Origin of the sequence: Methylobacterium sp. J-001, from assembly GCF_022829565.1 — a bacterium.
Lineage (GTDB): Bacteria > Pseudomonadota > Alphaproteobacteria > Rhizobiales > Beijerinckiaceae > Methylobacterium.
In genome coordinates this window covers 1-11,335 of record NZ_JAKSYN010000096.1, presented here as the reverse complement: position 1 = coordinate 11,335, position 11,335 = coordinate 1, and the positions used below count along the sequence as shown (strand labels likewise).

The following is an 11,335-nucleotide window of genomic DNA, read 5'->3' as shown; positions in this document are numbered from 1 at the left end:
CTGGCCCTGTGAAATCAGAACGTCCGCCTGACGTAGCTTCGCGACGATCTCCTCGGGCTTCGGGTGCTTTGCCATCTCGTCCGTCCTCCAGGCTCAAAAGCCATACCAAAGGGCGGACCACTTCAATGGGGGCTGACCATGCGTCGGCGGCGAATGCGGTCTGGACAATAGGCAGGGCGGTCTCTTGAACCCAATTGGGCAAGCGCTTGCGGACCTCCTTACTCCATCGCTTCTCTTCGCTGCGTGTCGTCGGCAGGGCCTCGACGTTATCTGCAACGATATCCTGTGCAATTGCACGGATATCGTAGGTAAGGTCGACATCCTCGGAGAACCGATCGATCACTCCATAGACTTTGGACAACGACGTGCCGCCCTTGAAGACGAGATCATCTCCGATCCTCGACTTGAACAGAGCGTCGAGCGCCCACACGACGTAGATGTCCTTTTCAAGGAGGTTGCCCGGCCGCTGCGACTGACCGGCCGCGAGATCAATCACCTCTCGTTGGTCAGCAGCTGACAGGCTGAAGTATGCCTCAGGCATGAACCTTCAGCGCACTGACGTGCTCGGCCAGCCAAGCTGGCAGCATCGCGGCCACACCGCGTAGGGCCTCGACTTCTGTCGGCGGAAGATGCTCCCGGATCCTGATCAAGGCGGCTTTGGCCTTTTCAGGACCGGCCCAGGCGAGCGCCCGCACCGCCTCGCCGGCCGGACGGCCTGCGAGCGCGAGCTTCCAACGTGCGGCGTGCCGCAGTTCAACAACCTGCTTTCCAACCTTCAGGGTTCGAGAGGGCCCGGAGGTCAAATAGACGGATCGCATCGGCACCTGGGTCGTGAGCCCAAGATGGTTGGCGGCGGCGGCTCCCTGTAGAGCGACGGTCTCGCTGCGGCTCTCGGCGACCGCCTCGACCACACGTTCGACGCTTGGCGCACGTGTGCCAAACCGACTCGTAACCGGGCGCACATAGAGACCCCTGCCAGCACGCAGTAACTGACCGCGCCGAGCAAGTCGCGATAGAGCCTGATCGACCGCGGCGCGCTGCCCCAGACACAAGAAAGCCTTGGCCGTGATCAACGCGCCCTCCGGCATCTCGGCCGTGGCGGACAGGATCGCTTGGCTGACGGTGGTCATGGTCGCTGCCTCACTGTCAGAAACTTAGGGCATTTTCTGACACCTTTCAATGTATGTGGTGCACGGCCTTTCTGGCCCACTCAAGCTGCGGCCGTTAAGGGCCAATCGAGGAAGAAAATTCCCGTGACCCGACTACCTGCCGCTGCCAGTAGCAGACGATGCTGCCAGCACGAGTTACGAGCCCGATTGACGCCAATGCCAAAGGCGCAGAGGTTCAGGGCAGCAGCCATGGTCCAGCCCCCTTTCCCACCAAAGAAGGCCTTCACAAAAACGTGATCAAAAATTTCGTGGCGATGCAATGCACCGCCATGGTGGCTTTCGACCTCGGGAGCTTGAATTGATCCACAACCAACGTGCGCAGCTCAGCACCGGTTGATGGAGACGACCATGCAGCCCACCAAAACCCCGCGCGATCCCGCCCAACCATACCTGATCCGGGCGACCCTCGCCCTGATTGCGGTCTACGCTCTGATCGTGATCGGCAGCCCAGAAACATCCGATTTGGCGATCCGCATGCTCGGCATCACCATCGATGCTTGCGTCCTCGTTGCGATCTGCGACCTACCGACCCGGTACCGGCCCGTTGCCTACGCTTACTATCGCGTCGCGCGCCACCTCATCAGGACATTATTCCGGAAGTCGCCGGTCAGTCACGGATTGATCGACCGCCCGAAACTGAGCAGCCCCTTCGCATAAGAAGGGCAACGCGCCTGGAAAAAAGCCGAACAATTTCATAGGCTGCGATGTAGCAGACGCAGGATTATGATGCGATCATAGCAACGAACACCTTAAAAAACGCAAATTTATGGTGTTCGTGATGACTGGCGGAGAGGGGGGGATTCGCCGCCGTACACCCGAGCCCGTTGCAAATAAAAGGCTTTTGCACGCTCCAAGTTCGGACTTCGTAGCAACGTTTCGTGGCACAGGTCAAACTGTGAGAACGGGTTCGACAGCGCGCGATCACCCTTCAGCGAGGCCATCGGATGCCAATATGCGACGAACAGTCCTGCCGAATTCCCGTGGTGTTGGCTATGAAGAAAATCTTAGCATTGAAGCTACCCGGGCGCCGATAAGCGGACCTTCGGCTTTGCGCCCATTGCGGCCGTCCAGCCGACTCTAGCGTCTTCTACGAAGCAGACGTTGCAGAAGCTTAGCTCGTCGGTCTGGGGAGCGCCTCAGGCCGACCTAGACGTCATCGATTGGAGCGACGGTTGACCGCATGGCTGCTATTGCCGCGTTGGAGCGTCCGGATAGAGTGCTAGCCAGCTGCGGTACCGACGGTCGGTTTCCGGCCAATCTGGTCCTGTTTAACCCGACCAGATCGTAGGCAAGCAGACCTTCCAGATGCCCGCGGCGACCGCCCGTTGTAGACACCAGGAAATCTCCGTATGCGCGACGGCGATGCCCAAGTAATCACCTCGCACCATCCGGTACGATAGCTTCTTTGATGAGGTCAGCGTCTTGCTCCCGCTGTTCGAGGGCCTCTCTGACGACTCGATTCAGCATCTCTCAGCCGTGGGTTTCGGTCGCGGCTTTCTAGCAGCCTCCCTGCGAGCCCACCTGCGCAAAGCAGGATTTGGTGACCTATCTCATCTGGCTCAATCTTTCCCGGGCGAGATCGCCAAGATCAGGAAGTTCGGACCCGTCCGGGTAGAACTTATTCGGACTTTCATCCTCGATGCGATTGCACATTGGCTGCCGAGCGCACGTCAGATGCACGCAGTCATGGCTACTGGGGAACGAAGGCTTGAGCTCCTGCGCGAAACGCAAATCGAACGTCTGCCTTTGGACGCCGACAAAATTGCAGTGCTCGGTTTCACTGGAGGCTCCTGTGCGGATATGGCTGTCCGTTCACGCCTCAACCTCCTCGGCACAGGAGTTGTGACGCCCAGCGACGTAGATCGAATAGTCACGACGCTCACCCGTTTACTGGGAGCGTGCAGGACGACCGCTCCTCGCCCCGTGGAAGGAGCCACGGAAGCGCCGTCAGTGGAAATGGAGACAATCGCGGCGTGTCGTGCCGCATTGCTGGCAGACCAGGATCGTGAATGGGAGGAGGCAGCTCCGGCCAGAGATTAGCGTAGGAGTGGCACGGTCCAGAGAGTCTAAGGAGACGATACCGCAGGGCACGGCAGGACCGAAGCGAGAGTCGTGGAGTTGGTCAGTATCGGTTACAGAGCTATATCGAGCTACTCGCAAGGTGACCCTCTGAATTTTGGAGAAGGGTGGCAAGCGGACTTAGGTCTCTCGGCTCGAAGCAGATATGCCCGACGGCGACGTCCGGCACGTCCTTGGTATCAGCGTGCGATGCGCGCTACGGATCACCCTGGATAGGGCGACGAGAGAGGCAGGTTCACAGTGACGCGCAGGCCATCAGGGTCATAGTCGATGTCGACCTCAGCATGCGCTTGAGTGGACAGGACCCGCTTCAGCAGCCGGGACCCGAACCCCTCGCGGGTCGGAAGCGCGACCGGCGGCCCGTCGTGCTCGTTCCAGATCCAAGTCAACCGATGACCCGCTTCCGTCTCGGCCAAGGACCACGTTACCTCAATGCGACCGCCGAACTCCGCGAGCGCGCCGTGCTTGGCCGCGTTGGTGGTAAGCTCATGGACCGCCATGCCTACCGGTACGGCCAATTCCGAGGTCAAGACGACGTCTGGGCCCTCCAAACGAATGCGGATTTGGCCACCGTCATCGTAGGGTTCTAGTTCGGCCCAGAGAAGGTCCCGGAACGGCACGGACTGGAAGCGGTCCTCGGTCAGCAGCGTGTGTGTTTTGGCGAGCGAAGCGATCCGACCGCCAAAGGCATGCTGGAATTCCCGCGTGGTGACACTGCTCCGCGCCGTCGAACTCATGATGGCCTGAACGGTGGCCAGCGTGTTTTTCACTCGGTGGTGAAGCTCACGCACGAGGAATTTCTGGTGTTCGAGCGCCTCTCTACGCTCGGTAACCTCGCGCTGAGCCGAGACCCAGTGGACGATCTTCCCGCTTCCATCAAGAACGGGTGTGATGAGCCACTCGACCGCGTAGGTCGTCCCGTCCTTGCGATAGTTCAGGGCCTCGCCTTGGAACGGTTCACCCGCCAGAAGCGCCCTCTTCATGTTAGTGAGACTGACCGGATCAGTCAGCGGACCCTGCAGGAAGCGTGGCGAGCGCCCGAGCACTTCGGCCTGCGAATACCCGGTCATGCGTGTGAAGGCCGGGTTGGCGTACTCGATGATCGGCCCGGGTTTTGAAAGATCGACCGAGGTGACGAGGATGGCTTCACCAGTGGCCTCGACCGCCGCCCTCAAGAAAGCTGCGTTGATGTCGGGGGCCGTGTTGATATCGAAGTCTGGAGAGCCGTGCATGACAGTCTCCTGACGCTCGCCCGTCGGATCGCCGATCAGAGATGTCACGCGATGTTGGCGGCGAACGTGTGGGATCTGAGCATGGGACTGCGGGCAAGTCCACTGAGGGAGATAGACGCGGTCATCTGTTCCGGACGTGATGGACCCGGACCGCCAGCCGTATCTCGAGCAATCTTAGGCTCGAGCGATGAACCGCTGTTTTTACCGAGTGTCGTCCCGAGCGATCCTGTTTCGGTTCCGACCAAGCTGCGCCGTCCGCTCGACACCCGCGTTCTTGCTTACGCCTCCAAAATCGGACTGTCTTAGACCCACCCATTCCAGTCGAACGGCTCTGCTTCCCGACGCCTGAAAGGGGACCTTCCCAGGGCCTACGTTGGGTCGTGTCCAGACCCTAGGTCTCATGCCGCCTGGCACGGCACCGAGCCATACCCATCTAAATTCAGATCAAAGGACAGGACGGAGGCGGGGCCAGTTTTATGGATGTCGCTTCAATGCTCGGTTCCTGGCCTATTCGGACGCGCTGCGCCGCCGTGATCCTTGATGAAGTTGGACCGCTCAGGATCACCTTTCAGATCTGCTACCTGCTTTCGGGCGATCATCGCCAAGAAGCCGACGCTGCCGATCGTACCAAGGGCCAATACGATGAGCGTGATACCGCTACCCATGGGGTGTGCCTTTCGTCGGAAAGACCGTCTGCAGAAGGGCGACGGGGTGCATGATGCTACATGATGAACCAAGTTGTCGACTGTAGTTGCTCTTCCAGACAGCCTCAAGGGTGCGGCGCCTTCTCCCTAAGTCAAATACTATCATGTATCAAATTTTTATCAGATGCACATTAATCGATCGAAATTTATTCATGATAATCAAGCGACCATTAATAGCTCGAATGTGAAACTGACGAAAAGCCACACGCCGAAATCTTCACGTCGCAAGCTTGTAGGCGGGGCGCTATCGCTTCTCAAAACGTCTCACAGCCGTGATTTTTTGTCGAATCAACCCAAAATTAAATTTATATCATCAGCCGAAATACATCAAATGATTGCGCCAGGATCCCTTGGACATCAGATCATATTACATTCATGTCGCAGCCGAGCGGTGCGGAGTTTCTATGTACAACCCCTTCCTCTCGACGTTCATGCTCGCCATCGAGGCTCGCCATGTCATCGAGCTGCGCATGGTCCGCCTCGCCTGGGGCGGGCGCGAGGGCCGTGCCGAAGCGCAATCGATGGTCGTGGAAAAGATGCACGCGGCTGGCGAGGCGATGACGACGCTGATGCTCGGCGGCTCGCCCGAGACGGTCATCGCCCGATACCGCGAGCACTTCGCCTCCAACGCCAAGCGGCTGTCGGCAACGGCCTAGAACGCAGTCAGACGAGCCGGTATCCGCGTCGACGGCGCGCGCGCTAATCGCGCCCCGCCTCGACACTCGCGCGCGCGACCACGTCCTGCAGGGCCGCGCGTCCCTCGATCACGAGCCAGGCGCGCAGCATCTTTGTCGCCTCGGGCCCATCCTCGGGCCGCTCGCGGAACAGGTCCTGATAGCGTGCGAGTTCGTGCTGCATGAATATGTCAAGATAGCTCACCCCCTTCGTCCGCGCGAGGTCGACGAGGGCGTCACCGAGGACGCGCCGCATCATCTCGCCGACCATGGCCGAGACGTAGACTGCTTCGGCGCTACCCTGCTCCGGGTCGCTCATGCTGTGCCCTTGTTGCGGTCGTTCCGCTGAGCCCCCTCTCGGAACTGACGGGGGACCGCTCCTATCCCGCGATCGGCGAGCGAGCTCAAGCCGGCTTCAGATGTCGTCGGAGCCAGCGCGTTGCGGCCTCCAGGTTCGGAAAAGCCGGGACCCTTCGTCCGTGCAGTCTCCCGAACCCGGCCTCCATGAACCAGCGTCCCGGATGCTCATGGCTCGGCTTGGAGAGGCGCACCAGCACCGCCACGAGCAAGCCGTTGGCGATCACCAGCCGGCCTTCGCGATCAGGGCTGGCCGTATCGACGGCGATCGGCAGCAGCACGATCAGCGTCTCGACGTTGCCCTGTTCGGACATCAGCTAGAGCCGTGTCCGGCTGGGTTGAATCGTTGGGGGTAGCGGGCAGTCTGCGGATCTGATTCGATGATGGGCTTTCCGAGGAGGTCGGGATGCCGTCAGCGCTATCGATGGATCTGCGAGAACGCGTGATCGCGGCGATTGAGGCGGGCGCTTCGCGCCGACAGGCGGCCAAGCGCTTCGGGGTCGGCCCATCCAGCGCGATCCGCTGGCATGAACGCTTCCAGGCGGAGGGCGCGATCGCGCCCCGGCCCTCGTGCGGGCAGCGACCCGCACCGGCCATCGAAGCGCACGCTGAGCGGATCCTTCAGGTCGATCGGGAGCAGCCGCAGGCCTTCCTGCACGAGGTGCGTGATATCCTGGCCGAGCAGGGTGTCCGCACGAGCGTCAGCGGGCTGTGGCGGTTCTTCGCCCGGCATCGGATCACCCGTAAAAAGGGGCTGTCTACGCGGCCGAGCAGGAGCGTCCGGACGTGAGAGCCGCACGGGAGGCGTGGTTCGAGGGTCAACTCGACCTCGACCCCGATGCCGTCGTCTTCATCGACGAGACGGCGACCGCCACGAACATGGCCCGCACCTACGGTCGGGCTCCACGCGGCGAGCGTTGCCGGCTCCTCGTGCCCCAGGGCCATGACAAGACCACCACCGTCACCGCCGCCCTGCGCACCAGCGGCTTGGTCGCCACCACCCTGTTCGACGGCGCCACCAACGGCGCGCGCTTCCGCGCCTACGTCACCGACACCCTGGTCCCGGTGCTGAAGCCGGGTGACACCGTCATCCTCGACAACCTGCAATCCCACAAGGTCGTCGGCGTGCGCGAGGCCATCGAGGCGGCCGGCGCGCGGCTCCTCTACCTCCCGGCCTACTCGCCCGACTTCAACCCGATCGAGCAGGCCTTCTCAAAGCTCAAGGCGCTGCTGCGCACCGCCGCTGCCCGAACCGTCCCAGACCTTTAGGCAGCCATCGCCCGGGCCTTCGCAGCCTTCACTCCAAAGGAATGCCGCAACTACATCGCCGCCGCCGGATACGACGCTTATGACCCAACCTAAACGACAACAGCTCTAGCCGAGGTTCTGACTCTTTGCGTCACGATGATTCGCGCATCATGGACATCGGGGACCTCGATCGACGCGACGCTGGAGTTGTGCGCCTCGTCGCGGCAAGAGGTGAAGGGACGCTTGCGCTCGCTGTTTACGCAGGAGCGGGTCGCGGCCTCGGCCGGGGCATTCCTGGACGGGCTACTCGGCGCGGAGCGGCGCAAGACGGGTTGGATGCGGGCGGAAGCCGCGGGTGGTCCCGGGGCCTGGCGTCAGCAGGCCGTGCTCGATCGCGGACGCTGGGATGCGGATGCTCTGCGCGACGTCGTGCGGGACTATGCCCTGGAGACCCTGGCTGACCCGGACGCGGTTCTGGTTCTCGACGATCGTACGACAGGCTCAGTATTAGGCCAGCTTTCTCAAGCAGGGTAAAGTCGCGTGCGGCGTGCATCGCCAGTACGCTGGCTCGGCCGGCAAGATCACGAACTGACAGATCGGCGTGTTCGCCGCCTACGCCTCGCGGCACGGTCATGCGTTCATCGATCGGGTCTTGTACCTGCCCAAGACCTGGACCTCGGATCCGGCCCGATTAGCCGCCGTCCACGTGCCGGAGGGGACGAGCTTTTCGACTAAGCCGGGATTGGCGCTGGCGATGATCGAGCGGGCGATCGTTGCTGGCGTGCCGTTCTCCTGGGTTGCGGCCGACACCGTCTACGGGTTCGGCGACATCGAAATGGCGCTGTACAGGGCGGGCAAGGGCTACGTGCTCGGGGTCAAGACCGATCACGGGTTCAATTCCTGGGCTGGCAAGCCGCTTGTGGCTGGCACCGCCGAGGTGATCGCCGACAGCCTCGCTCCGTCGGCCTGGGCGCGCCTGTCGGCGGGAGAGGGGACCAAGGGTGCGCGACTGTACGACTGGGCCTATTGCGAGTCGGCCGACCTCGCTGGCGCAGACGACGACCAAACCAGCGTGTGGACGCGCGGGCTCCTGATCCGCCGCAGCCTGAGCGATTGCGAGCGGGCATACTTCACGATCCGGTTCCCGGCCGGCACGCCGATCTCGACCCTGGTGGCGGTCGAGGGCCAGCGTTGCACGATCGAGGACGCGTTCGAGACCGCCAAGACCGAGCTTGGGCTCGCTCACAACGAGACCCGCTCCTGACACGGCTGGCACCGGCACGTCAGCTTGGTGATGATGGCGTTCGCCCTGCTGGCGGTGATCCGCCATCACGCCAACGCGCCGCCCCCAAAAAGACGAGCTAGGACGAGATCACGCCCCTGAGGCTGCGCGCTCACTGATCCGCTGGTCGGTCCAGGAGATCCGCCGCCTCGCCGTACGGCTGGCACAGCGGCGCATCCAGCCCGCCCACGTCCTCGCGTGGTCGCTCTGGCGACGCGCGCATTAGGCGGCCGCTCGAAACGCCCATCTCAAACGCCGAGCGTCAGCCGACACAGGACATCGACGCCGGAAGCCCAGCAAAACAAGCCGACGACGAAAAAGCTTAAAACGCAACTGTAATGCTAGGAACTTGCAAAGGCCGTGGACCATAAACGGGGTTAGCTGCAGGCCCTGCGTGCATTTACTTTACGCTCGGACCACCTCGTGGGGGCCAATCATATTGCCCCGAAACCAAACCCAAATTTTGCCGCAGTTTGTGCATATTCGGCTGTCAATCATTTCTAGTGTGACTGGCCGCAAGCCGCTGAAGTTAAGCCTGGCGCGAATCTCAGGATCTGTAAGTTGGTGAAACGTAAGATATCTCTATCATTTGTCTTGGCCGCTATGGCTGGTTTTTGCGTAGCTGGAGGATGCAAAGACCTCAATGCTACAAGCAATCAAATACAGCTCTGTCGGTACAAAAAGGTTTTTGCGGATGATTTTAATACCTTAAGCATTTCAAGATCGAATAATGAGACTTCACGTTGGTCGGCGCATACGCCTTGGAACGGCGACTTTGGTGATGCGAAGTTCATAGATCCAGTTGTTGCTTTTGCGGACCCCGAAAAAAATGCTCCGTTCTTTATAAAAGATGGCATTCTAACAATACGCGCGCAAAAACACGAAAACGGGAAGTGGACATCTGGGCTGCTATCGTCTGCTGATGCCACTACTGCCGGTTTCGCGCAAATGTACGGGTATTTTGAAGCTCGCATGAAGCTTCCACCTGGCGAGGGAGTATGGCCAGCCTTCTGGCTGAATGCGAATAACCCAAAAGACGATAAATCACCATCTGTGGAAATAGACGTTATTGAATATTACGGTAAATTCACAGATGGCTTTCATTCTGTCTGGCATGTTTGGGATAAGGTGGATCCTAAAAAAACGCGAAGTGGTGAAATCATTACCCCAGTTTCTAAAGGGTCATTGAGTGATGATTTTCATACCTACGGTGTAGACGTTTCGAAGGAATCGATAGTTTTTTATCTCGATAGGCGTGAAATAGGTCGCGTACAAACGCCTGTAGAGCATACAAAGCCTTTGTTAATGCTGGTAAATCTTGCTCTTGGTTCAGGCTGGCCTATTGAGCATACGCCGAACCCTTCGGATCTTCTCGTAGACTACGTATATGCATTCGCGCCGGATAACGATAAGATAGTCGCTGACTGCAATAAATAGGGCGCAGATCCCCCCTTATCTGATCATTGCTTGCCATGCGTAATCACTTCGTTTAGGCTGAAACTAACGAAATTCTCATGGGATTAGAAACAATCAGATAGTGGGTTTATTTAAACAATCGAAATTTTATAAAGATAAGGAAGCTAATACATTAACTGCCCTCGGCTCCGCGCGATCCAAATTTCGCTGATTCTGCTGGAATAAGTCGAAGGACTTATGCGGCTGAACCGCGTGGAACTGGTCGAGCTAGTGCACTGACTCAGACGGATGGTTCATGGGAGCGGCTGACGGCGGCGAGGATGTCGGTAGCCGGCTTGGTCCAGACGAAGGGTTTGGCGCTCCGGTTGTGCTCGGCGATGTAGCGTTTGATCGTCGCCTGCAGGTCGACAACGCCGGTGAATGAGCCGCGCCGCAACCGACGCCGGGTGAGCGCTGAGAAGAAGCCCTCGACCGCGTTAAGCCACGAAGCCGAGGTCGGGGTGAAGTGGAACGTCCAGCGCCGATGCCGGGCGAGCCAGGCGCGTACCTTCGGATGCTTGTGGGTGGCGACGTTGTCGAGGATCGCGTCGATCGCCTTGCCGGGCGGGACGGTGGCCTCGACGGCGTTGAGGAACCGGACGAACTCACCGTTCCGGTGGCGCTGCATGCAGCGGCCGAGCCCGGTACCCGCCAGGACGTCGAGGGCGGCAAACAGCGTTGTGGTGCCGTGACGGGTGTAGTCGTGGGTCTGGGCGGCGGGATGGCTGGAGGCGAGCGGACGGTCGGGGCGGGTCCGCTCCAGCGCCTGGATCTGGCCCTTCTCATCGATGGACAGCACCACCGCATGGGCCGGCGGATCCATGTACAGGCCGACCACATCCTCGACCTTGGCGGCGAAGGCGGGATCGCGCGAGCGCTTGAACGTGCGCAGGCGGTGCGGCTGGAGGCGGTGAGCGTCCCAGATCCGCTGCACGGCGCGCAACGAGATCCCGACAGCGCGGGCCACGGCCCGGCCGGTCCAGTGCGTGACCTCGCCCGGCGGCTCCGAGCCGGTCAGCGCCAGCACCTCGGCGACCGTCTCGGTCGAATGGGGTGGTGTCCCGGGCGGACGCGTCTTGTCACGCAGCAGACCTTCAACGCCCGCCTCGGCGTAGCGCCGCTGCCAGCGCCACAC

Annotated in this window: 11 protein-coding genes and 2 pseudogenes; 6 read left to right on the top strand and 7 right to left on the bottom strand. The window is 60.7% G+C overall.

All coding sequences use genetic code 11. From position 1 onward, the window contains the following. Both MKK65_RS10845 and MKK65_RS10840 read right to left on the bottom strand, forming a co-directional pair. On the bottom strand, positions 1-541 hold a 541-nt coding region (locus MKK65_RS10845), incomplete at its 3' end, for a nucleotidyl transferase AbiEii/AbiGii toxin family protein (RefSeq protein ID WP_243957636.1). Further along, on the bottom strand, positions 534-1,130 hold the full coding sequence (locus MKK65_RS10840; RefSeq protein WP_243957634.1) for a DUF6088 family protein: 597 nt from the start codon (positions 1,128-1,130) through the stop codon (positions 534-536). The genes MKK65_RS10840 and MKK65_RS10845, both read right to left, overlap by 8 nt. Positions 1,131-1,505: 375 nt before the next feature. Here MKK65_RS10840 and MKK65_RS10835 point away from each other — a divergent pair, with 375 nt between their 5' ends. Together MKK65_RS10835 and MKK65_RS10830 are read left to right on the top strand one after the other, a co-directional pair. Continuing rightward, positions 1,506-1,826, top strand: a complete 321-nt coding sequence (locus tag MKK65_RS10835) for a hypothetical protein (RefSeq protein WP_243957633.1) — start codon at positions 1,506-1,508, stop codon at positions 1,824-1,826. A gap of 765 nt (positions 1,827-2,591) precedes the next feature. Further along, positions 2,592-3,209 carry a hypothetical protein gene (locus tag MKK65_RS10830; RefSeq protein WP_243957631.1) on the top strand — a complete coding sequence of 206 codons (618 nt, stop codon included), beginning with the start codon at positions 2,592-2,594 and terminating at the stop codon, positions 3,207-3,209. 242 nt (positions 3,210-3,451) lie between these two features. Here MKK65_RS10830 and MKK65_RS10825 read toward each other — a convergent pair whose 3' ends face one another. Then, positions 3,452-4,528 carry an HWE histidine kinase domain-containing protein gene (locus MKK65_RS10825; protein WP_313902036.1) on the bottom strand — a complete coding sequence of 359 codons (1,077 nt, stop codon included), beginning with the start codon at positions 4,526-4,528 and terminating at the stop codon, positions 3,452-3,454. 440 nt (positions 4,529-4,968) lie between these two features. After that, positions 4,969-5,145: a hypothetical protein gene (locus tag MKK65_RS10820; protein ID WP_243957629.1), complete on the bottom strand. Its 177-nt coding sequence runs from the start codon at positions 5,143-5,145 to the stop codon at positions 4,969-4,971. Between the two features lie 443 nt (positions 5,146-5,588). Here MKK65_RS10820 and MKK65_RS10815 point away from each other — a divergent pair, with 443 nt between their 5' ends. Then, the gene (locus MKK65_RS10815) at positions 5,589-5,840 is read left to right on the top strand and encodes a hypothetical protein (RefSeq protein ID WP_243957627.1); all 252 of its coding nucleotides are present in this window, start codon (positions 5,589-5,591) and stop codon (positions 5,838-5,840) included. 43 nt (positions 5,841-5,883) lie between these two features. On the opposite strand, the gene MKK65_RS10810 is transcribed toward MKK65_RS10815, so the two are convergent. After that, positions 5,884-6,177: a hypothetical protein gene (locus MKK65_RS10810; RefSeq protein WP_243957626.1), complete on the bottom strand. Its 294-nt coding sequence runs from the start codon at positions 6,175-6,177 to the stop codon at positions 5,884-5,886. Positions 6,178-6,262: 85 nt separating this feature from the next. After that, a complete protein-coding gene (locus MKK65_RS10805; RefSeq protein ID WP_243957625.1) occupies positions 6,263-6,529 on the bottom strand; it encodes a hypothetical protein in 267 nt (88 codons plus the stop codon). Between the two features lie 92 nt (positions 6,530-6,621). On the opposite strand from MKK65_RS10805, the pseudogene MKK65_RS10800 reads away from it, so the two are divergent. The 3 genes and pseudogenes from MKK65_RS10800 to MKK65_RS10790 all read left to right on the top strand — a co-directional run bounded on the left by MKK65_RS10800 (position 6,622) and on the right by MKK65_RS10790 (position 10,182). Next, a pseudogene (locus MKK65_RS10800) lies at positions 6,622-7,577 on the top strand (IS630 family transposase). A gap of 42 nt (positions 7,578-7,619) precedes the next feature. Beyond that, positions 7,620-8,864, top strand: a pseudogene (locus MKK65_RS10795) (IS701 family transposase). Between the two features lie 445 nt (positions 8,865-9,309). Next, the gene (locus MKK65_RS10790) at positions 9,310-10,182 is read left to right on the top strand and encodes a glycoside hydrolase family 16 protein (protein WP_243957624.1); all 873 of its coding nucleotides are present in this window, start codon (positions 9,310-9,312) and stop codon (positions 10,180-10,182) included. A gap of 259 nt (positions 10,183-10,441) precedes the next feature. On the opposite strand, the gene MKK65_RS10785 is transcribed toward MKK65_RS10790, so the two are convergent. Further along, on the bottom strand, positions 10,442-11,335 hold an 894-nt coding region (locus tag MKK65_RS10785; RefSeq protein WP_243957623.1), incomplete at its 5' end, for an IS630 family transposase.

Excerpts from the sequence above, each read along its gene's own strand:
- MKK65_RS10840 (WP_243957634.1), bottom strand. The coding sequence starts at position 1,130 with ATGACCACCGTCAGCCAAGCGATCCTGTCCGCCACGGCCGAGATGCCG.
- MKK65_RS10835 (WP_243957633.1), top strand. The coding sequence starts at position 1,506 with ATGGAGACGACCATGCAGCCCACCAAAACCCCGCGCGATCCCGCCCAA.
- MKK65_RS10820 (WP_243957629.1), bottom strand. The coding sequence starts at position 5,145 with ATGGGTAGCGGTATCACGCTCATCGTATTGGCCCTTGGTACGATCGGC.
- MKK65_RS10815 (WP_243957627.1), top strand. The coding sequence starts at position 5,589 with ATGTACAACCCCTTCCTCTCGACGTTCATGCTCGCCATCGAGGCTCGC.
- MKK65_RS10810 (WP_243957626.1), bottom strand. The coding sequence starts at position 6,177 with ATGAGCGACCCGGAGCAGGGTAGCGCCGAAGCAGTCTACGTCTCGGCC.
- MKK65_RS10805 (WP_243957625.1), bottom strand. The coding sequence starts at position 6,529 with ATGTCCGAACAGGGCAACGTCGAGACGCTGATCGTGCTGCTGCCGATC.